This window comes from Lysobacter sp. CC-YZS074, assembly GCF_056739745.1.
In genome coordinates this window covers 1,317,100-1,338,033 of the sequence record NZ_CP200301.1, presented here as the reverse complement: position 1 = coordinate 1,338,033, position 20,934 = coordinate 1,317,100, and the positions used below count along the sequence as shown (strand labels likewise).

Below are 20,934 nucleotides of genomic sequence, written 5' to 3'. Positions count from 1 at the left end.
CCAGCACGGCGTCGCCCTGCTGATCGTATTGCTGCTGGTGGCGGTGATGGCGGTACTGGTGACCAGCGTGCTCGATGACATCCGCTTCGGCTTGCGCCGCGCGACCAACGCGCAGGCGATGGCGCAGGCGCGCTGGCATGCGCTCGGGGCCGAGATGCTGGCGCGTGCGCAGATCGAGCGGCTGGCGACGGCCGGCCCCGGGGTGGTCCCGGCCGAGCGCTGGAACGGCCAGCCGATGGTGTTCCCGACCGGCGACGGTCTGGTCCAGGCACAACTGGACGACGCCAGCACCTGCTTCAATCTCAACAGCGTGGTCGAGGGCGCCGGCGAGCTGTGGCAGCGCCGCGAGGCCGGCGCGCGCCAGTTCACGGTGCTGCTGCGCGAGCTCGGCGTGCCGCCGCACCGCACCGGTGCATTGGTCGATGCGCTGGTCGACTGGATCGACGCCGACGCCACCCCCGGCGCCAACGGCGCCGAGGACGACCACTACGCACTGCGCGCTCCGGCATACCGCACCTCCGGCACCCTGTTGGCCGAGACCAGCGAACTGCGCGCGGTCGCCGGTTTCGACGACGCGCTGTACCAGTCGCTGCGGCCGTATATCTGCGCGCTGCCGGTCGACGCGCGCTCGCCGGTCAATCTCAACGCGCTGGGCATCGACGATGCGCCGCTGCTGGTGGCGCTGACCGAAGGCGCGCTGTCCACACACGCCGCGCGTCGCCTGCTGCAGGCACGCCCGCACGCCGGCTGGGTCGACACCGCCGCGTTGCGCGCCGAACCGGTGCTGGCCGCGCTCGACCTGCCCGACGCGCTGTTCGCCGAGATCGAGCTGCAACCGCAGTACTTCGCCCTGCAGAGCCGGGTCGAACACGGCGGTGCGCAGTTCGTATCGAGCGCCCTGTTCGAACTCGTCGCCGGCCGCGCCCGGCTGGTCGCCCGCCGCTGGACCCTGCTCGAATGACCCCTGCCCTGCAGCTGTTCCTGTTTCCCCCAGACCCCGCCGGTGAACTTGTCCGGCTGCAGGTCGACGCCGCGGGGCGCGTGACCGGTCGTGACCGGCTCGCCGCCCTCACCCCGGCCGCCGTCGATCCCGACACGCGCCGCATCCTCGTCGTCCCCGGCACCGACTGCCGGGTGCTGTGGCTCGATCTGCCGGCACGCAGCCTGGTGCAGGCGCTGGCCGCCGCCCGCCTGCTGGTCGCCGACCGGCTCGCGGTCGCGGCCGACAGCCAGCACGTCGCGATCGGCCCGGCTCCCGCGGAAGGCCACGAGCGGCTGGTGGTCTGTGTCGACTCGGCCCGCATGCGCGACTGGCTCGACCGCGCTGCCGTGCACGGGATCACGCCCGAGGCGGTGGTTCCCGCGCCGCTGCTGCTGCCCATGCCGGCCGAAGCCGACACGGTGACCGTCGCCCGACACGGGGATGGCTGGCTGGTGCGCGGCAAGCGGCTCGTCTTCGCCGCCGAGCCCGCACTGGCCGCATCGATCATCGGCGGGCGCCGCCAGCAGTCCGTCGATGACCTCGACGCCACGTTCGCCACCGGCGCGCTCGTACTGCCCGTCGACCTGCTCCAGGGTGAATTCGCCCGCACCCCGCCGAGCCGTGAAGGCTGGCCGGCGTGGCGCAGCGCCGCGCTCCTCGCCGCGATGCTGGCAGCCTCGCCGGTGCTGCTGCTCGGCGCCCGGACCATCCATCACGCCCGCGCCGCCGACGCACTCGACACGCAGTCCCGCACCCTCGCCCACACCGTGCTGCCGGCGCTGGCTGCGACCGACGCACCGCTGCCCGCGGTCCGCGAACACCTCGCCGGCCTGCGCGCCGGCGACACCTTCGCGCGCGCCACCGCTGCACTGGCGGGCGCGATCACCGCCATCGACGGCGCCGAACTCGACACCCTGTCGTTCAGCGACGACACCCTGCGGGCCACCGTCGCACATGGCAATCCGTCCGACCTCGAGCGCCTGCGCGACGCCGTCGCCGCATCCGGGGTGTCGCTGGACGCCACCGGCAGCCGCAGCGCCAACGGCCGCACCCGCACCACCATCGAACTGGGGCCGCAGCAGTGACCGTCACCTCGAACCGCCTGCGCGAACGTTGGGATGCCTTCGCCCCGCGCGAGCGCGCCATGCTGATGGCGATGACAATCGCGGTCGCCGTCTTTGTCCTGTGGCTGGGCGTGCTGCGGCCCCTGCAGGCACGCGCCGACGTCGCAGCCCGCGAGCACCAGCGCGCGGCCGCGGACCACGCCGAGCTCGAAGCATCCGTTCGCGCGATCCGCGAGCTCGGCACCGACCGCCCCGGTCCGCCGGCTGGCGACGCCTTCACCCGGACCGTGCTCGATGCCGCCGCGGCCGCGCAGGTGCCGGTGACCCGCCAGCGCGACGACGGAGACCTGTTGGTGATCGGCATCGACGCGGTGGCCGCGCCGGCCCTGTTCGGCTGGCTCGACGGGCTGCGCAGCGGGCACGGCATCGCACCGGCATCGCTCGAGGTCGGCAAGCGCAATGGCGCGCTGCAGGTGGAGGTGGTATTCCGCCAACCTCCCTCCTGAGTCCGTGACCGACGGTCACCGCGGGTCCGCGCCTGGTTACGCCAAACTGCAACATCGGTGTAATCACGCTGCAGGAATGTCACATTGCTGCAAGATTCTCCGCCTAACCTGCGCGCACTTCCCCTGTGGTGACACCAAACCGTCATGAAAATCACACCGAACCGCCTTGTTGCCGCGATGCTCCTCGTCGGCTTCGCCCCGCTGGCGCAGGCCGGCGTGGTGATCGACACCATCGGCGGCTCCGAGATCAGCCTCGAGGGCATGGTCCAGGCCGACAACAGCTGGTACGACAACGACGTGGCCGACCTCGACGGCGACATCGGTGATGGCAGTGACAGCGACAGCGAGCTGCGGCGCGCCGAGATCGTGCTCAAGGGCAAGGGACCGGGCGCGTTCGACTGGGTCGTCGGCTACGACGCCAAGGCCGACAAGTGGCTCGACGTCAACGTCGGCGTCGACTTCGGCGGTGGCCACGGCCTGACCGTCGGCCAGTTCAAGCAGCCCAACAGCCTGGAAGAGCTTTCGTCGAGCAAGAACAACGACTTCATCTCCAAGGCGATGACCACCAACACCTTCGCCGTCTCGCGCCGGCTGGGCGCGGCCTACAACTACTCGGCCGACCACTGGGGCGTCACCGCCGCCAGCTTCGGCCGCGAGCTGACCAGCGGCGGCGCGCACGGCGCCGGTTACGCGCTGCGCGGCACCTTCGCGCCGGTCAACGGCGACGGCAACATCTTCCACCTCGGCCTGTCCTACGTGGACCAGGACACCGATGCCGACACGCTGCGCCTGCGCACCCGCCCGCAGGCCGACCTCGCCGCAGTGCGGCTGGTCGACACCGGCACCCTGCTCGACACCGACCGCGTGTCCACCACCGGGCTGGAGAGCTTCTGGGTCCGCGGCCCGCTGAAGCTGCAGGGCGAGTACATGCTGGCCGACGTCAGCCGCCACAACAACGACGACTACTCGGCCAATGGCGGCTATCTCAGTGCGCTGTACAACGTGACCGGCGAGACCTGGAGCTACAAGAACGGCGTGCCCGGTACCGGCAAGGCGGAAGACCCCGTCCGCGGCCTGTGGCAGGTCGGCCTGCGCTACGACACGATCGACCTCGACGACGGCAGCGTGCAGGGCGGCCGGATGGACGCCATCACCGCCGGCGTCAACTGGTATTGGCGCAAGAACTTCAAGTTCGCGCTCAATTACGTGCAGGTCGACAGCGAGCGCCAGGGCGTCAGCGACGATCCGGACATCATCGAGACACGGCTGCAGTTCTACTGGTAAGCCGCACCGCGCCGCCGGCCGAACGACGCACGCCGGCGACATACGCCCGCAACATCCAGCGGCTTCAATACGCCGCAAGCCCTCAGGGGCCGCCTCCTCTCTCTCCAGACGGCAGGGCGCGACCAAGGTCGCGCCCGTTTTTTTTGCCTTCCACCCATGACCGCGGCTGTAACAAACGCCCGCAACTGTCATATCCACGTAACAAAAACATCATTTCATGGTCGCACCCGCCGGCAGGGGCCGGCATTCCCTCGTCACGGAGTTCCCGTATGAACACCTCGTCGGCCGGCTTCAACCTCCGCACCGCCGCTCTCTCCCTTGCCGTCGCCCTGGCCGTCGCCGCGTGCGGTGGCAACGACGCCGCCCCGGCCGCGGGTGCCGGCAACGCCGCCCCGGAAGCCGCCAACGGCACCGGTGACAGGGTCGCCGCGCAGATCACCGGCGCCGGCGCGACCTTCATCTTCCCGCTGGTTTCCAAGTGGTCGGCCGACTACAACGCCGCCACCGGCAACCAGGTCAACTACCAGTCGATCGGCTCGGGTGGCGGCATCGCCCAGATCAAGGCCGGTACCGTGGACTTCGGTTCGTCCGACGCTCCGCTGTCGAGCGAGGAGCTGGCCGAAGCCGGCCTGCTGCAGTTCCCGTCGGTGATCGGCGGCGTGGTGCCGGTGGTCAACGTCGAGGGCATCGAGGCCGGCGAACTCAAGCTGACCGGCCCGCTGCTGGCGGACATCTACCTCGGCAAGGTCAAGACCTGGAACGACCCGGCGATCGCCGCGGTCAACCCGGGCCTGGCGTTGCCGGACGCGAAGATCAGCCTCGTGCAGCGCTCGGACGGTTCGGGCACCACCTTCAACTTCACCAACTACCTGACCAAGGTCAGCCCGGCGTGGGCCGATGCGGTCGGCGAAGGCAAGTCGGTGCAGTGGCCCGACGGCGTCGGCGGCAAGGGCAACGAGGGCGTGGCGTCCTACGTGCAGCAGATCGACGGCTCGATCGGCTACGTCGAGCTGGCCTACGCGCTGCAGAACGACATGGCCTACGCGCTGCTGCAGAACGCCGCCGGCAACTTCGTCGCCCCGAGCGCGGAGACCTTCGCCGCGGCCGCCGCGACCGCCGACTGGACCAGCGTGCAGGACTTCAACCTGGTCATCACCAACGCGCCGGGCGAGCAGGCGTGGCCGATCACCGCCACCAACTTCATCCTGATGTACGAGCAGCCGGCCGATCCGCAGCGCAGCGCCGCCGCCCGCGAGTTCTTCACCTGGGCGCTGGAGAACGGCCAGCAGCAGGCGGCGGAGCTGGACTACGTGCCGCTGCCGCCGGAGCTGGTCGGCCAGATCGAGCAGTACTGGGCCGCCGAGTTCAAGGGCGCCGCCCCGCAGCAGTAAGTCGCAGCAGCAAGTCGACCCGCCCCGGCGCCTCTGGCGCCTGGGCGTCCTGACGACAGGAATTCGCACACCGCATGAACGCCATTGCCCTCCCCGCCACGCGCGACCACAAGGACGCCCGCAACGACCGGCTGTTCCGCTACGCGCTGGTCGCCACCGTGGTGTTCGTGCTGCTGGCCCTGACCGGCGCCGCGCTGTCGATGCTGTGGGGCGGTCGCCAAGCACTGGAGGCTTCCGGCCTCGACTTCTTCTTCAGCGCCGACTGGAACCCGGTCGAGAACCGGTACGGCGCGCTGGTGCCGATCTACGGCACCGTGGTCACCGCGGTCATCGCGATGCTGATCGCGATCCCGGTCAGCTTCGGCATCGCCTTCTTCCTGACGGAGGTGGCGCCGCGCTGGCTGCGCGGGCCGGTCGGCACCGCGATCGAGCTGCTCGCGGGTATCCCGTCGATCATCTACGGCATGTGGGGCCTGTTCGTACTGGTGCCGGTGATGACCGAGCACGTCACGCCGTGGGCCAACGAGCACCTCGGCACGCTGCCATTGGTCGGCCCGCTGTTCCAGGGCCCGCCGATCGGCATCGGCATGCTCACCGCCGGCATCGTTCTGGCGATCATGGTCGTCCCCTTCATCTCGTCCGTAATGCGTGAGGTGTTCCTGACCGTCCCCACGCGCCTGAAGGAATCGGCCTATGCGCTGGGGTCCACGAAGTGGGAGGTCAGCTGGGACATCGTGCTGCCCTACACCCGATCGGCGGTGATCGGCGGCATCTTCCTCGGGCTGGGGCGGGCGCTCGGCGAGACCATGGCGGTCGCGTTCGTGATCGGCAACTCGACCCGCTTCACCGCCTCGCTGCTCGAGCCGGGCACCACCATCGCAGCATTGATCGCCAACGACTTCGGCGAGGCGACCGAGACCTACCGCTCGGCGCTGCTGCTCCTCGGCTTCGTGCTGTTCATCGTGACCTTTATCGTGCTGGCGATCGCGCGCCTGATGCTCGGCCACCTGTCGCGCAAGGAGGGCAACTGATGTCCGCCGTCGCCAGCGACCGCACCCTGCGCACTTCCAACGCGCTGTACCGCCGGCGCCGTATCACCAACGCCGTGTCGCTGGTGCTGGCCTGCTTCGCTGCCGCCCTGGGCCTGCTGTTCCTCGGCTGGATCCTGTGGACGCTGGTCGCCAAGGGCATCTCCGGCATCGACTGGGCGTTGTTCAGCCAGAACACGCCGCCGCCGATGGCCGAAGGCGGGCTGAAGAACGCCTTCTTCGGCAGCGCGGTGATGTGCCTGATGGCGATCGGCATCGGCACCCCGCTGGGCATCGCGGCCGGCACCTGGCTGGCCGAGTACGGTGCCGCCGGCCGGGTCGGCACGGTGGTGCGCTTCGTCAACGACATCCTGCTGTCGGCACCGTCGATCGTGCTCGGCCTGTTCGTCTACACGCTGGTGGTGATGCAGGCCGGCGGCAACTTCTCGGCCATTGCCGGCGCGATCGCGCTGGCCTTCATCGTGCTGCCGGTGGTCCTGCGCACCACCGACGAGATGCTGCGGCTGGTGCCCTCGCAGATGCGCGAGGCGGCCCTGTCGCTCGGCGTGCCGCAGTGGAAGGTCACCGTGCAGGTGATGTACCGCTCGGCGATGCCGGGCATCGTCACCGGCATCCTGCTGGCGCTGGCCCGCATTTCCGGCGAGACCGCGCCGCTGCTGTTCACCGCGTTCGGCAACCAGTACTGGAGCACCGACATCACCGGGCCGATGGCCAGCGTGCCGGTGGTGATGTACCAGTACGCCGGCAGCCCGTACGAGACCTGGCAGGGCATCGCCTGGGCCGGCGCGCTGGTGCTGACGGCGTTCGTCCTGCTGATCAGCCTGGTGGCCCGCGCGATCGTCTCGCGCAAGCGGGTGAGCCATGACTGAGGCCGCCCTGTCCCGCCGCGCCGTCGCGCCCCCGCCCCCTTCCACTTTCCAGATGCCCGCCATGAACGACGCCATCGCCCCCGCCACCGCCACGCAGGCGCCGGTGAAGCTCGCCGCACGTGGCCTCGACTTCCACTACGACAAATTTCACGCCCTCAAGGGCATCGACCTGGAGATCCCCGAGAAGCAGGTCACCGCGCTGATCGGCCCATCCGGTTGCGGCAAGTCGACCCTGCTGCGGGTGTTCAACCGGATCTACGCCCTGTACCCGAAACTGCGCGCATCGGGCCAGGTGCTGCTGGACGGCGAGAACATCCTCGATGCGAAGTACCCGATGAACCGGCTGCGCAGCAAGGTCGGCATGGTGTTCCAGAAGCCGGTGCCGTTCCCGATGACGATCTTCGAGAACGTCGCCTACGGCATCCGCCACCACGAGAAGCTGTCCAAGGCCGAGATGGCCGACCGGGTGGAACTGGCGCTGCGCCAGGGCGCGCTGTGGGACGAGGTCAAGGACAAGCTCGGCCAGAGTGCGCTGGGCCTGTCGGGCGGCCAGCAGCAGCGCCTGTGCATCGCCCGCGCGGTGGCGCTGCGGCCCGACGTGCTGCTGCTGGACGAGCCGACCTCGGCGCTGGACCCGATCTCCACCAGCCGCATCGAGCAACTGGTCGCCGAGCTCAAGAACGACTACACCATCGCCATCGTCACCCACAACATGCAGCAGGCCGCGCGCGTGTCCGACTTCACCGCCTTCATGTATCTGGGCGACCTGGTCGAACACGGCCCGACCGACCGGATCTTCTCGGCGCCGGAAAAGCAGCAGACCGAGGACTACATCACCGGCCGCTTCGGCTGAGGGAGCCACGTATGACCCAGCCCCACGACCACATCGTCAAGAGCTACGACGACGAACAGCGGCGCCTGCTCGACGAGACCCTGCGCATGGGCGAGATGGCCGCCGCGCAGCTGGAGGCCGCGCTGGACGTGGTCGCCCGCCGCGACGACAAGGCCGCCGAGCGCATCATCGGCAACGACGAGGCGATCGACACGCTCGAGCAGGAAATCAGCCACGACGTCATGAAGCTGGCCCTGCGCGGCCCGATGGCGCGTGACCTGCGCGAGATCCTCGCCGCGATCCGGATCGCCTCCGACATCGAGCGCATCGGCGACTACGCCGCCAACGTCGCCAAGCGCTCGACCGCGCTGAATCTGGCCCCGCCGCTGCCGCACGTCGGCGGTTTGCAGGTGATCGGCAAACTCGCCGTGCAGCAGTTGCGCGACGTGCTGGTGGCGTACCGCGACAACGATGTCGCCGCCGCACAGGCAGTCCGCGACCGCGACGCCGAGCTCGATACCGCCTACACCGCGCTGTTCCGCGAGCTGCTGACCTACATGGCCGAGGACCCGCGCAGCATCACCGGCTGCACCCACCTGCTGTTCATGGCCAAGAACATCGAACGCATCGGCGACCACGCCACCAACATCGCCGAGAACGTCTGGTTCCTGGTGCGTGGCAACGAGGAGTTGCCACCGCGGGAAAAGCGCGACGGCAGCAATACCGTGGCTCCGTAGACCGCCTGGACCGGGTCCAACCCGGCCGAACGTCTTCGCTCCGCTCCGGCGCCCCCGCTTCGTCTCAACGAACTGTAGGCGGGGCGCGCTTCTGTAGGAGCGGCGTGAGTCGCGACCCGCCGAAGCCGTAAGGCGATGTACAGGTCGCGACTCACGTCGCTCCTACCTCGGAGCCGCGTCTTCATGTGAGCCTCCACGCCCTGCGCCTGTGCACCTGGCACGGTGTCCGTACACCTGGCGCGGCGCCCGCACACCGGGGGCCCCTTCCATCCCGCACGCTGCCACGCCCGATCCGCGCTAGCATCGCCTCCACCGCGGCCCCCGCCGCACCCACGGAGACAGCCGATGTCCAGCAAGTCGAACAAGCCCGCCCTCGCCGCCGGCATCGCCGGCAGCCTGCTCCTCGCCGGCAGCGCGTTTGCCGCCGTGCCGCTCGCCCAGGGATACATGCTCGGCGCCCAGGAGGCCGCCCCTGCCAGCCACGGCGACAAGGGCCATGAAGGCTCCTGCGGCATGGACCACATGGACACCGACAAGGACGGCCGCATCTCGCCCGCCGAGTTCGCCGCCGCCCACGACGGCGATGGCGGCCGTTTCGCCGAGCACGACCCGGACGGCAACGGTTTCATCAGCGCCGCCGAGATGGACGCCCACCACGCCGCGAAGAAGGACGACAAGGCCGGCATGGAAGGCAAGTGCGGCGAGGGCAAGTGCGGCGGCATGTGAGTCGCGCGACGCACGCATGACGCCATGACCGCACCGGCGCCGCTCGCCGACGACGCCGTCGGCCTCGGCCTGCGGCGGGCCCTGCTGGGTCCGCTGCGGGCGGCCGCTCCCGGCGGCTTCGACTTTCTCGAGGTCGCTCCCGAAAACTGGATCGGCGTCGGCGGCGCGCTCGGCGAGGGGTTCGATGAACTCGCCACGCGCCATCCGATCGTCTGCCACGGCCTGTCGCTGTCACTCGGCGGCCCCGGGCCCCTCGACGAAACCTTCCTCGGCAGGCTGCGCCGCTTCCTCGACCGCCTCCGCAGCCTGGTCTACAGCGAGCACCTGAGCGCCTGCAGCGACGAGCACGGCCAGCTGTACGACCTGATGCCGCTGCCGTTCACCGACGCCGCGGTCGCCCACGTCGCCGACCGCATCCGTCACGTGCAGGACGTGCTCGGCCGTCGCATCGCGGTCGAGAACATCTCCTACTACGCGACCCTCGAACCACGCGGGATGACCGAGATCGACTTCATCCGCGCGGTGCTCGACCGCGCCGACTGCGACCTGCTGCTGGACGTCAACAACATCGTCGTCAACGCCACCAACCACGGCTACGACGCGGTCGACTTCCTGCATGCACTCCCCGGCGAGCGCATCGCCTACATCCACGTCGCCGGCCATTTCGACGAAGCCGCCGACCTCAAGATCGACACCCACGGCGCGCCGGTGAGCGATCCTGTGTGGACGCTGCTGGCCGAGGCCTACCGCATGTTCGGACCGCGCCCGACCCTGCTCGAACGCGACTTCAACCTGCCGCCGCTGGACGAGCTGCTGGGCGAGCTCGACCTCGTGCGCGGCCACCTCGCCCGCCGCCGGGGCGACCGCCGCCATGCCGCCTGAGCATCGCGCCCCCATCGACGACGCGCGGCGCGCACTCGCCGCCCACATCCGCGACCCCGAGCACGCGGCCGCCCCGGAGGGCATCGAGCCGCGCCGGCTCAAGATCTACCGCGAACTGTTCTTCAACAACATCGAGTCGATGTTGGGCGGCAACTTCCCGGTGATCCGGAGGATCCTCTCGGCCGAGCCGGATCCCGGCCGCTGGACGGCGCTCGTGCGCGACTTCTATCGCGAACACCCCTCGCGCACGCCGCTGTTTCCGGAGTTGGCACGGGAGTTTCTGCGCTACGTCGAAAGCCGGGCGGAGGCGGAGCGCGGCGATCCTCCCTGGCTGGCGGAGCTGGCCCACTACGAGTGGATCGAGCTCGCCCTGCAGATCAGCGAAGCGCGTGTCGGGGACGTGCCGCACGACCCAGCCGGCGACCTGCTCGACGGCGCGCCGCTGGTCTCGCCCGTCGCCTGGCCGCTGGTGTATGCGTGGCCGGTGCACCGGATCGGGCCGGACCACCTGCCCGGACAGCCGCCCGCCACGCCTACGTGCCTGCTGCTGCAGCGCGACGCGAGCGGCGTGGTGTCGTTCCAGCAGCTGAGCCCGCTCGCCTACCGGCTCCTGCAGCGGCTGGACAAGCATGCGGAACTCGACGGCCGCCACCAACTGCGCGCCCTCGCCGCCGAAGCCGCCGCGCCGTCGGTGGACGCGTTCGTCGAGGACGGTGCGCGCATGCTGCGGCAGTTCCGCGAGACCGGCGTGATCCTCGGCACCCGCGCCGCCCCGCATCGCGACCGCCCTTTGTAGGAGCGGCTTCAGCCGCGATCGTAGGGTCGGCCCGGACGGACGATTTTCGATCGCGGCTCAACCCGCTCCTGCAGGTGCGCCGATGCCCTCCGAGGCTCCACTACGCCGTGGACCCGCACCAGCGGTCCCGCGCCGGTCTGCTAGGCTTTCCGCGATGAACTCCCCCACTCCCTCCCCGTCGGCCGGAGCGCCGGCTGGCGCCACCGTTTCCCCACTGGCAACCCGTTTCCGCGGTTACCTGCCGGTGGTGGTCGATGTGGAGACCGGCGGCTTCGACTGGAACCGTCACGCGCTGCTGGAGATCGCGGTGCAGCCGGTCGAACTCGACGAGAACGGCCTGCTGGTGCCGGGCGAGACCACCAACGCGCACCTGGTGCCGGCCGAAGGGATGGAGATCGACCCGAAGTCGCTGGAGATCACCGGGATCCGCCTGGACCACCCGTTCCGGCTGGCCAAGCCCGAACGCGCCGCGCTCGACTACGTGTTTGCGCCGGTGCGTGCGGCCTGCAAGAAGCACGGTTGCCAGCGCGCGATCCTGGTCGGCCACAACGCGCACTTCGACCTCAACTTCCTCAATGCCGCGGTGGCCCGCACCGGGCACAAGCGCAATCCGTTTCACCCCTTCAGCGTGTTCGACACCGTCACCCTGGCCGGCGTCGCCTACGGCCAGACGGTGCTGGCGCGGGCGGTACAGGCGGCGGGGTTCCACTGGGACCCGAGCGAGGCGCACTCGGCCGTGTACGACACCGAGCGCACCGCCGAACTGTTCTGCAGGATCGTCAACAGCTGGCCGCGCGCCACGTCGGTTCCGGGCTGAGGACCGGCCGCCGGCGGCGTCATCGATCCTTCGGCACCACGCTGATCTCGCCCGTCTTTTCGACGGTGGCGAGCGCCACCTCCTCGATTCGCGCGAGCCCGTTCTTGCGCAAGCAGGCGAGGATCTCGTCCTCGGTGATCAGCTCGTGGCGCATCGCGCGATGCAGCAGGCGGCCATTGCGGACGATCACCACCGGTGCTTCCGCCGTCAGCCGCGCGATGATCGGGAAGCGGAACTCCAGCGCGTTCACCACCCAGTCCCAGGCCAGAACGACGGCGGCGAGCACCAGGAAGTCGACCGGCTCCTCGGACCCGATCGACATGCCGTCGGCAACCAGCGCACCCATCATCACCAGCGCCAGCATGTCCGAAGGCGAATGGGAGCCGATCTCCCGCTTGGGCAGCAGGCGAATGGCGATCACCACCACGAAATAGATGATGGTGCCGCGGACAACAAAGTCCATGAGCGGCGCCGACAGTTCAAAAGCATTCACGGTGGCCTTCCGGTTCGTGCGAACGCGGCTCGGGCCGCTGGCTATTCATATCCGCAGGGACGTGAAGCCGACGCCGCGGCCCGGACTCAGCCTTGGCGCGTCGCGCCGCTCCGTCGTGCCCGCAGCGATCGCACGATGCCGTACGCGCTGACGGCCACCCACGCCACCTCCAGCAGGAACACCGACAGGTTGAACTCGCCCACCAGCGACACCAGCACGCCGGCGGCGCCAAGCAGGTTGAGCAGCTGGTAGACGATGCCGTCGCCCGCAAGGCGCCCGGATTGCAACCGAAGAACGCCCCGAGCACCATCAGGGTGCCGGCGACGCCGATCCAGTCGTACCACTGGAGGTTCATGCGTGCTCCTCGAGATCCGGGGGTGCAGGCGCCACCGTCAGCCCTGCCGCTGGCGCACCGCCTCGAACAGGGTGACGCCCGCGGCCACCGAGACGTTGAGGCTCTCCACCCCCTCGCCCGGCATCGGGATCCGCACGAGCTGGTCGCAGTTCTCGCGGGTCAGCCGGCGCAGGCCGTCGCCCTCGCCGCCGAGTACCAGGCCGACGTTGCCGCGCAGGTCCAGCGCATACAGCGACGCGTCCGCCTCGCCAGCCAGGCCGTACAGCCACACGCCGAGCTGCTGCAGGTCGCGCATGGTCCGGGCGAGGTTGGTGACCGGCACCACCGGGATGCTGTCGGCCGCGCCGGCGGAGGTCTTGCGCACGGTCGCGTTGACCTGCACCGACTTGTCTTTCGGGATCACCACCGCCGTCACCCCGGCCGCGGCCGCGCTGCGCAGGCACGCTCCCAGGTTGTGCGGGTCCTGCACGCCATCGAGCAGGAGCACCAGCGCGCGGCCTTCCGCGGCCTCGACGAGGTCCTTGAGTTCATTCTCGTTCCAGGTCTTCGCCGCCGCATAGCGGGCGACCACGCCTTGGTGGCGCAGGTTGCCGACCACACCGTCGATCGCCTGCGTGGCGACCCGTCGGACATCGATGCCGACCCGGCGCGCGGAGGACTCGATCTCGGCCAGGCGCGGATTCTTCGCCCCTGCTTCGATCAAGACCTCCCGGACGTTGTCGGCATCGTGCTCGACCGCGGCGGCGACGGCATTGATGCCGGCGATCCATTGCTTCTGGCTCATGGGGGCGTGGGGTGTGCGGACGGGCCGCCATTGTAGGGGACCGTCCGTTGGGCGCTGTGGTTGCAAGCAAAAGCGGTGGGGGCGCGGGCTTCGGTTGGAGCGGCGCGCGGGGCACGGTGGCGCGGTCCATCGCAATCTGGCACCGCTGAGGGGACCGATTATCCGATCGCGGCTGAAGCCGCTCCTACAAAGACGCAGTGCGCACGGGAGCACGAGAGCACCGGGGGGCACGGAAGCACAGGAGCACAGCAAACCCTGCCCGGTTCCTTCTCGCGGTCACCCATCGCAACACACCCGCGTGAGCCGTGTGGCGGGGGTGTTGCGGAAAGCAGGCCATGGATGGCCTGCGGCCCCGAGTCGGGGCAGGGACGCCCCGACCGAGGGGTGGAGACAACACCCCCGCCACGCGGCTCAGGCAGCGCGCCACCCCGCAGCACCGCCGTTGCCGTTGCCGTTGCCGTTGCTGTTGCTGTCGATTGTCCCGCCAGCCCCGCCGCAGCAAACCAGTTCAATACTTCTGTTTCACCCGCTTCGCCGGCTTCCCACGCTCAGGCAACGGCTTGACCCCGCGTTCTTCCACCAGCCGGAAGTCGATCTTGCGCTCCTCCACACTGGCCTTCATCACCACGATGCTCACCCGGTCGCCCAGCCGGAACTCCCGCCCATGGCGCTCGCCCGTGAGCGTCTTCCGGATCGGATCGAAGTGGTAGAAATCGTGCGGCAACTGCGTCACGTGGATCAGCCCGTTGACCTTCGACTGATCCAGCTCCACGAACAACCCGAAGCTCGTCACCCCGCTGATCACCCCATCGAACTCACCGCCGACGTGCTGTTCCATCCACGCCGCGCGGTAACGCTCGTCGACCTCGCGCTCGGCCTCCTCCGCCCGGCGTGAGCGCTCCGAGCATTGCAGCGCCAGCTGCGCCATGTCGCTTGGCGAATACTTGAACTTCTCCGGCCGCTTGCCGCTCAACGCGTGCTTGATCGCCCGGTGCACCAGCAGGTCCGGATAGCGGCGGATCGGTGAGGTGAAGTGCGCGTACGCCTCCAGCGCCAGGCCGAAGTGACCGACGTTCTCCGGCTGGTACACGGCCAGGCTCTGGCTGCGCAGCAGCACCGACTCGATCAGCGTGGAATCGGCGCGCTCGCGGATCGTCCTGAGCAGATTGGTGAAGTCGCGCGGCTGCACCTTCCCCCACGGCGGCATGCGCAGCCTGAACTCCTTGAGGAACTCCAGCAGGTCCGCGTACTTCTGCTCCGGCGGCCTATCGTGGATGCGGTACGGCGCCGGCACCTCGGCGTCGATCAGGAACTTCGCCGCCTCCACGTTGGCGGCGATCATGCATTCCTCGATCAGCTTGTGCGCGTCGTTGCGCAGGATCATCCCGGCCTGGGTGACCTCGCCCTTCGGCCCGAGGACAAAACGCACCTCGCTGGATTCGAACTCGATCGCGCCGCGCTTGGCACGCGCCTTCGCCAGCACCTGGTAGAGCTGGTGCAGGCGCTGCACCTGGGGCAGCAGTCCGCCGATCCGGCCGAGCGCATCCTCGCGGTCCTCCTCCGTGGCATCGTCGCCGACCGCGTTCCAGACCTGGGTGTAGGTCAGCCGCGCGTGCGAATGCATGACCGCTTCGTAGAACTTCGACGCGGTCACCTCGCCCTTGCGGTCGATCTGCATGTCGCAGACGAAGCACAGGCGGTCGACCTTCGGCTTGAGCGAGCAGATGCCGTTGGACAGCGTCTCCGGCAACATCGGCACCACGAAACCGGGGAAGTACACCGAGGTGGCGCGCTTCTGCGCCTCGTCATCGAGCGGCGTACCCGGACGGACGTAATGCGACACGTCGGCGATCGCGACCACCAGCCGGAAGCCCTCGCGGTTCGGCTCGCACCAGACCGCATCATCGAAGTCCTTGGCGTCCTCGCCGTCGATCGTGACCAGCGGCAGGTCGCGGATGTCGACGCGCTCGCGCGCGTCTTCCTCCGGCACGTCCAGCGGGACCGCGGCGGCCTGGTCGAGCACCGCCTGCGGGAATTCGTGCGGGATGTCGTGGCCGTGGATCGCTGCCTGCACGGCCAGCGACGCAGTCAGGCGCTCGCCGAGCACGGTCAGCACCTTGCCCATCGGCGGGCGGCGCGCGTCGGGGGCGCGGGTCAGTTCACACACGACCAGCTGGCCGGCCTGCGCATCACCGCGGCACTCCGGCGGAATCAGCACGTTGCGCTGGATCCGCCGGTCGTCCGGCTCCACGTAGCTGACGCCGTCCTCGAGGATGTAGCGGCCGATCATCCGGCTCAGCCGGCGCTCCAGCACCTCGACGATCGCGCCCTCCTGGCGGCCGCGCCGGTCCATGCCGGTGATGCTGGCCAGCACGCGGTCGCCGTGCATGACCTTGCGCATCTCGTACGGCGGCAGGAACAGGTCGTCGCCGCCGGCATCGGGGCGCAGGAAGCCGAACCCGTCGGGGTTGGCGATGACGCTGCCGGCGACGAGGTCGACCTGCTCGGCCGGCACGAAGCCGCCGCGGCGGTTCTGCAGCAGCTGGCCGTCGCGGACCATGGCCCGCAGGCGCGCCGTCAGTGCGTCGAAGCGGTCCGGCTCGGCCAGGCCGAGCTTCTCCGCCAGCGCCTCGGCCTCGATCGGGCCATCAGCCGCGGACAGCAGCTGCAGGATCATTTCGCGGCTGGCGATCGGCTGCTCGTAACGGGCAGCCTCGCGGTCGGCGTAGGGGTCGTGCAGGCCGCCCTTGCCGGATTTCGCATCACCGTGGATCGGGGCGAGCGACGGCTTGCGGGCACCTCGCGGCGGCGGTTCGGGGAGCCAGCCGGGCTTCTTGCCGGCCGCCTTGCCACGGCCGCCAGCGGCCTTGGCACCACCGTTGCGCGAGGCCGGCCCCTGGGAGGCTCCGGCCCTGGAACCACCGGCCGTGCCGGGCGACTTGCGGGCCTTCGCGCCACGCTTGCTGGGGGGCTTGTTCATCGACGCGATGGTACACGCCACCTGTCAACGCCCCGTGCGGCCACACGCGCGGAAAACCCCGCCACGCACGCAACAAAAAACCCCGCCGGGGCGGGGTTCTTCGTGTGTCCGGCGCGGTAGTCACCGAACGGTGTTTGGTGCCCAGGAGAGGACTCGAACCTCCACGGAGTTGCCCCCGCTAGCACCTGAAGCTAGTGCGTCTACCAATTCCGCCACCTGGGCAAACCGCACGTTCTTGCTGTGCGGGCCGCGCATATTGGCGGTCGGCCACGGCGATGTCAACACTCCTTTCACAGAATCCCGCCGGACCGCGCCCGCGGACGGCCGCCACGGCCCGGCTCCATCCCACCGGTGCGCGGCATCGGCATCCCGATGGGCCTCGGCCGTGGTCTGGAGTAGACTCCATGACAGTCGCGGGCGGCGCATCTTGCGTCGCCCGCATGCATTGGAGCCCAGCATGACCGCCCCCGCCATTCTCGTTTCGCGCCTGGATTGCGAACGTCTCGAAGCGCTGCTCGAAGCCCCGGGCAGTGCCGCCCTCGACACCTCCGCGCTGGAGGCCGAGCTGGCACGCGCGCAGATCCTCGAGCCGGCGCAGATGCCGGCCGACGTCATCACGATGAACTCCACCGCCCGCTTCCGTGTGCTGGACGGCGGCGACGAGGGCCAGGAGCGCGAGCTGACCCTGGTCTACCCGCGCGACGTCAACGGCCAGCCGGACCGGGTCTCGATCCTGGCGCCGGTCGGCAGCGCCCTGCTCGGCCTGCGCGTGGGCGACACCATCGAGTGGCCCGTCCCGGGCGGACGCACCGTGCAGCTGCAGGTGCTGTCGATCGCCTACCAGCCCGAGGCCTCCGGCGAACTGCACCGCTGAACTCCGGCCGCCCAGGATCGAACCGCCCGCATGACTGAATCCGTACGTCCGACCTTCCACGGTTTCGAACAGATCCCCCTGCGCGAGTACGCCGAGCGCGCCTACCTCGACTACTCGATGTACGTGGTGCTGGACCGCGCCCTGCCGTTCCTCGGCGACGGGCTCAAGCCGGTGCAGCGCCGCATCATCTACTCGATGAGCGAGCTCGGCCTCAACGCCGCGAGCAAGCCCAAGAAGTCCGCGCGCACCGTCGGCGACGTCATCGGCAAGTTCCACCCGCACGGCGACAGCGCCTGCTACGAGGCGATGGTGCTGATGGCCCAGCCGTTCTCGTACCGGTATCCGCTGATCGAGGGCCAGGGCAACTTCGGCTCTTCGGACGACCCGAAGTCGTTCGCGGCCATGCGCTACACCGAGTCCAAGCTGACCCCGATCGCCGAGGTCCTGCTGGGCGAACTCGCCCACGGCACCGTGGACTGGGACCCGAACTTCGACGGTACCCTCGAGGAGCCGTCCTGGATGCCGGCGCGGCTGCCGCACCTGCTGCTCAACGGCACCACCGGCATCGCCGTCGGCATGGCCACCGACGTGCCGCCGCACAACCTCAACGAGGTCGTCAGCGCCTGCGTGCGCCTGCTCGACGACCCCGACGCGACCACCCGCGACCTGTGCGAGCACGTGCTCGGCCCCGACTACCCGACCGAGGCGGAGATCATCACCCCGCGCGCCGACTTGGTGTCGATGTACGAAAGCGGCAACGGCAGCGTCCGTGCGCGCGCGGTGTTCGAAAAGGACGGCACCAACATCGTCGTCACCGCGCTGCCCCACCAGGTCTCGCCGAGCAAGGTGATCGAGCAGATCGCCACCCAGATGCGGGCCAAGAAGCTGCCGTGGCTGGAGGACATCCGCGACGAGTCCGACCACGCCAACCCGACCCGCATCGTGCTGGTCCCGCGCAGCAACCGGGTCGACATCGACCAGCTGATGGGCCACCTGTTCGCCACCACGGACCTGGAGAAAAGCTTCCGGGTCAACTTCAACGTGATCGGCCTCGACGGCCGTCCGCAGGTGAAGAGCCTGAAGGCGTTCCTGTCGGAATGGCTGCAGTTCCGCGCCGACACCGTGACCCGCCGCCTGACCCACCGGCTGGAGAAGGTCGAGCGCCGCCTGCACCTGCTGGAAGGCCTGCTGGTCGCCTTCCTCAACCTCGACGAGGTGATCCGCATCATCCGCACCGAGGACGAGCCCAAGGCCGTCCTGATGAAGCGCTTCGGGCTCAGCGAGGAGCAGACCGACTACATCCTCGAAACCCGGCTGCGGCAGCTGGCACGGCTGGAGGAAATGAAGATCCGCGGCGAGCAGGCCGACCTGGCCGCCGAGCGCGAGAAGCTGATCGCGACGCTGGGCAGCAAGGCGAAGCTGCGCAAGCTGATCAAGGACGAGTTGCTGGCCGATGCGAAGAAGTTCGGCGACGCCCGCCGCTCGCCGCTGGTCGCCCGTGGCGCCGCGCAGGCGCTGTCGGAAACCGACCTGGCGCCGAGCGAGCCGATGACCGTGGTGGTCAGCGAGAAGGGCTGGGTGCGCGCGGCGAAGGGTTTCGACGTCGACGCCGCCGCGCTCAACTACCGCGAGGGCGACGAGTTGCAGGCCTTCGCCCGCGCACGCAGCAACCAGCAGGTGGCGTTCCTCGACTCCACCGGCCGCAGCTATTCGACCATCGTTCACAGCCTGCCGTCCGCGCGTGGCAACGGCGAGCCGCTGACCGGACGCTTTTCGCCGGCGCCGGGCGCGTCGTTCCAGGCCGTTGCCAGCGGCGACAACGACACCCGCTTCGTGCTCGCGTCCAGCCACGGCTACGGCTTTGTGACCCGCTTCGAGAACCTCACCAGCCGCAACAAGGCCGGCAAGGCGATGCTGTCGCTGACGCCCAACGCCAAGGTGGTGCAGCCGGCACAGGTCGGCGATGTCGGGCAGGACCGCGTGGTGGTCGCCACCAGCGCCGGCCACCTGCTGGCGTTCCCGGTGGCCGAGCTGCCGGAGCTCGACAAGGGCAAGGGCAACAAGCTGATCGACATCCCCAAGGCCAAGCTCGGCACCGAGCGGGTGGTCGCGGTGGCGGTGGTCCCGCCGGGCGGCACGCTGTCGGTGAAGTCCGGCGCGCGCACGATGACCCTGTCGTGGAAGGACCTCGACGGTTACGTCGGCGCTCGGGCGACGCGCGGCGGGCTGCTGCCGCGGGGCTGGCAGAAGGTCGAAGGGTTGGCGGTCGAGTAAAGCCGGCACACCCGGGCTACTGGCAGCAGCGCTGGCACTGGACCGGCGCGGAATCCGGGGCATTGCCCGCGCTCGTCCAGATGCGTGTGCTACTTTCGCCCGAGTCACCGCGCGTCATGGGAAGAAACACCATGCACGCCGCGGACACGACATCGGAAGTTCGCCCAAGGAGGGGGAAATATGCAGGCAGCTGCCTACGACAGGCCCCAGTTGCGTCCGGCAAATATCGACCAGCTCATATTGGTCATCCAGCAAGAGTTCCCGAGAGCGGGGATACGGATCACCGGCAGGGCTCGCACTACACGGCGACAGGCAGAACTCATGGCGCAGCGGATCCGCGCCAATCGGCTTGAGTTCCTACGCACCTACCGTCCGACGCAGCACATTTCCGAAATGGACCGATGGTTCCTTCGCCATCCGTCCGCAACGGAGCAGGCCACGGTAGATGCGTTCAAAGTACTGATCGAGCAGGCCCGGGCCCGCGGGGCCCTGGTGTCCAACCATCTTTCCAACACCGCTCGCGACATCAGCTGGCCGATCGGCAGCCATCAGCAGCTGGATGCGATAGAAGCACGCATACGGGCCCTGGGCGCCGCCGTTCTGCGCGAACCCCATGCAGCAGGAGGTCGGCACTGGCATGTGGACTGGTAAGCGGATGACACGTTGGTTCCTCCTGGTTGCGGTACTCCTGTGCGCCTCATGCCGGAGCGCCGCCCCACTGCCGGACGTTCAGGATGCTCCGGCTGCTGCGTGGTGGTACGGGATGGATTTCGAACCGGCATCGACTTCCATCCACGGCATCGCCGTGGACCGGATTGAACCGAACTGGAAGGCGGCGATGGTCCTGGCTACCCGTCTTCTTGCCGGACGCGTGTCGGCAGACCAGTTGAACCGGTTCCAGGATTCGGGGCTGTCGTTCTCGTTGCTTGCCGACCAAGACAACGACGGAGTTCCGGAGAGCTTCTTCGTAGGTGTGTTCGAGGCGAAATCGGGAAACACCGGGCGCTTTGTCGCGGTGGTGAAGAACGGAAGGGTGGTTCAACACTTCCAGCACGTCGGCACCGCCGGATTCAGTGCGCTGCTCGCGGACAAAGACGGGATCCGTTGGTACAAGTGCATGGAGTGCGGCGAATTCGAGACGATCATCTGGACCGGAGACTCTTACGTTCTCGAATAGGGGCGCCCAGCCTCTGGACATCCCGCCGGCGCGCTCGGATATGAGAATCATTTGCATTAACT

General features: G+C 69.2%; 21 protein-coding genes and 1 tRNA gene. 17 read left to right on the top strand and 5 right to left on the bottom strand.

The genetic code is table 11. The features are described from left to right. Positions 1 to 46: 46 nt before the first annotated feature. The 13 genes from gspK to rnt all read left to right on the top strand — a co-directional run bounded on the left by gspK (position 47) and on the right by rnt (position 11,935). A complete protein-coding gene (gspK, locus tag U8331_RS06035) occupies positions 47 to 961 on the top strand; it encodes a type II secretion system minor pseudopilin GspK (RefSeq protein ID WP_481132899.1) in 915 nt (304 codons plus the stop codon). Continuing rightward, complete coding sequence (gspL, locus tag U8331_RS06030; RefSeq protein WP_481132697.1) at positions 958 to 2,067, top strand: type II secretion system protein GspL; 1,110 nt, start codon at positions 958 to 960, stop codon at positions 2,065 to 2,067. Before gspK ends, gspL begins: the two co-directional genes overlap by 4 nt. Then, positions 2,064 to 2,552 carry a type II secretion system protein GspM gene (gspM, locus tag U8331_RS06025; RefSeq protein ID WP_481132696.1) on the top strand — a complete coding sequence of 163 codons (489 nt, stop codon included), beginning with the start codon at positions 2,064 to 2,066 and terminating at the stop codon, positions 2,550 to 2,552. The genes gspL and gspM overlap by 4 nt, the downstream gene beginning before the upstream one ends. Positions 2,553 to 2,696: 144 nt before the next feature. After that, positions 2,697 to 3,836: an OprO/OprP family phosphate-selective porin gene (locus U8331_RS06020; RefSeq protein ID WP_481132695.1), complete on the top strand. Its 1,140-nt coding sequence runs from the start codon at positions 2,697 to 2,699 to the stop codon at positions 3,834 to 3,836. Positions 3,837 to 4,105: 269 nt separating this feature from the next. Beyond that, the gene (gene pstS / locus U8331_RS06015) at positions 4,106 to 5,227 is read left to right on the top strand and encodes a phosphate ABC transporter substrate-binding protein PstS (RefSeq protein WP_481132694.1); all 1,122 of its coding nucleotides are present in this window, start codon (positions 4,106 to 4,108) and stop codon (positions 5,225 to 5,227) included. A gap of 74 nt (positions 5,228 to 5,301) precedes the next feature. Further along, complete coding sequence (gene pstC / locus U8331_RS06010) at positions 5,302 to 6,258, top strand: phosphate ABC transporter permease subunit PstC (RefSeq protein ID WP_481132693.1); 957 nt, start codon at positions 5,302 to 5,304, stop codon at positions 6,256 to 6,258. Next, positions 6,258 to 7,145, top strand: a complete 888-nt coding sequence (gene pstA, locus U8331_RS06005) for a phosphate ABC transporter permease PstA (RefSeq protein ID WP_481132692.1) — start codon at positions 6,258 to 6,260, stop codon at positions 7,143 to 7,145. The genes pstC and pstA overlap by 1 nt, the downstream gene beginning before the upstream one ends. 52 nt (positions 7,146 to 7,197) lie before the next feature. Then, the gene (gene pstB / locus U8331_RS06000) at positions 7,198 to 7,998 is read left to right on the top strand and encodes a phosphate ABC transporter ATP-binding protein PstB (protein ID WP_481132898.1); all 801 of its coding nucleotides are present in this window, start codon (positions 7,198 to 7,200) and stop codon (positions 7,996 to 7,998) included. An 11-nt stretch (positions 7,999 to 8,009) separates the two neighbouring features. Then, positions 8,010 to 8,714 (top strand): phosphate signaling complex protein PhoU, encoded by a 705-nt coding sequence (gene phoU, locus U8331_RS05995; protein WP_481132691.1) that lies wholly within the window; start codon positions 8,010 to 8,012, stop codon positions 8,712 to 8,714. A 345-nt stretch (positions 8,715 to 9,059) separates the two neighbouring features. Further along, entirely contained in the window at positions 9,060 to 9,440 is a 381-nt protein-coding gene (locus U8331_RS05990) for an HvfA family oxazolone/thioamide-modified RiPP metallophore (RefSeq protein WP_481132690.1), read from the top strand. Between the two features lie 24 nt (positions 9,441 to 9,464). Further along, positions 9,465 to 10,322 (top strand): HvfB family MNIO-type RiPP peptide maturase, encoded by an 858-nt coding sequence (locus U8331_RS05985; RefSeq protein WP_481132689.1) that lies wholly within the window; start codon positions 9,465 to 9,467, stop codon positions 10,320 to 10,322. Next, positions 10,312 to 11,118 (top strand): HvfC family RiPP maturation protein, encoded by an 807-nt coding sequence (locus U8331_RS05980; RefSeq protein WP_481132688.1) that lies wholly within the window; start codon positions 10,312 to 10,314, stop codon positions 11,116 to 11,118. Before U8331_RS05985 ends, U8331_RS05980 begins: the two co-directional genes overlap by 11 nt. A 154-nt stretch (positions 11,119 to 11,272) precedes the next feature. After that, on the top strand, positions 11,273 to 11,935 hold the full coding sequence (rnt, locus tag U8331_RS05975) for a ribonuclease T (protein ID WP_481132687.1): 663 nt from the start codon (positions 11,273 to 11,275) through the stop codon (positions 11,933 to 11,935). Positions 11,936 to 11,954: 19 nt separating this feature from the next. Here rnt and U8331_RS05970 read toward each other — a convergent pair whose 3' ends face one another. The 5 genes from U8331_RS05970 to U8331_RS05950 all read right to left on the bottom strand — a co-directional run bounded on the left by U8331_RS05970 (position 11,955) and on the right by U8331_RS05950 (position 16,769). Continuing rightward, positions 11,955 to 12,428, bottom strand: a complete 474-nt coding sequence (locus tag U8331_RS05970; RefSeq protein WP_481132686.1) for a DUF421 domain-containing protein — start codon at positions 12,426 to 12,428, stop codon at positions 11,955 to 11,957. 86 nt (positions 12,429 to 12,514) lie between these two features. Further along, positions 12,515 to 12,715, bottom strand: coding sequence for a CBU_0592 family membrane protein (locus U8331_RS05965; RefSeq protein WP_481132685.1), 201 nt, complete (start codon positions 12,713 to 12,715; stop codon positions 12,515 to 12,517). A gap of 105 nt (positions 12,716 to 12,820) precedes the next feature. Further along, on the bottom strand, positions 12,821 to 13,567 hold the full coding sequence (gene rlmB, locus U8331_RS05960; protein WP_481132684.1) for a 23S rRNA (guanosine(2251)-2'-O)-methyltransferase RlmB: 747 nt from the start codon (positions 13,565 to 13,567) through the stop codon (positions 12,821 to 12,823). Between the two features lie 508 nt (positions 13,568 to 14,075). Continuing rightward, positions 14,076 to 16,547 (bottom strand): ribonuclease R, encoded by a 2,472-nt coding sequence (rnr, locus tag U8331_RS05955; protein WP_481132683.1) that lies wholly within the window; start codon positions 16,545 to 16,547, stop codon positions 14,076 to 14,078. A gap of 135 nt (positions 16,548 to 16,682) precedes the next feature. Further along, positions 16,683 to 16,769: transfer RNA gene (locus U8331_RS05950), tRNA-Leu, on the bottom strand. 235 nt (positions 16,770 to 17,004) lie between these two features. On the opposite strand from U8331_RS05950, the gene rnk reads away from it, so the two are divergent. From rnk to U8331_RS05930, 4 genes are all read left to right on the top strand, one after another. Beyond that, positions 17,005 to 17,421, top strand: a complete 417-nt coding sequence (rnk, locus tag U8331_RS05945; RefSeq protein WP_481132682.1) for a nucleoside diphosphate kinase regulator — start codon at positions 17,005 to 17,007, stop codon at positions 17,419 to 17,421. 30 nt (positions 17,422 to 17,451) lie between these two features. Next, the gene (gene parC / locus U8331_RS05940) at positions 17,452 to 19,695 is read left to right on the top strand and encodes a DNA topoisomerase IV subunit A (protein ID WP_481132681.1); all 2,244 of its coding nucleotides are present in this window, start codon (positions 17,452 to 17,454) and stop codon (positions 19,693 to 19,695) included. A gap of 180 nt (positions 19,696 to 19,875) precedes the next feature. Continuing rightward, positions 19,876 to 20,346, top strand: coding sequence for a hypothetical protein (locus U8331_RS05935; RefSeq protein WP_481132680.1), 471 nt, complete (start codon positions 19,876 to 19,878; stop codon positions 20,344 to 20,346). 112 nt (positions 20,347 to 20,458) lie between these two features. Continuing rightward, a complete protein-coding gene (locus U8331_RS05930) occupies positions 20,459 to 20,872 on the top strand; it encodes a hypothetical protein (RefSeq protein ID WP_481132679.1) in 414 nt (137 codons plus the stop codon). Positions 20,873 to 20,934: the final 62 nt, after the last annotated feature.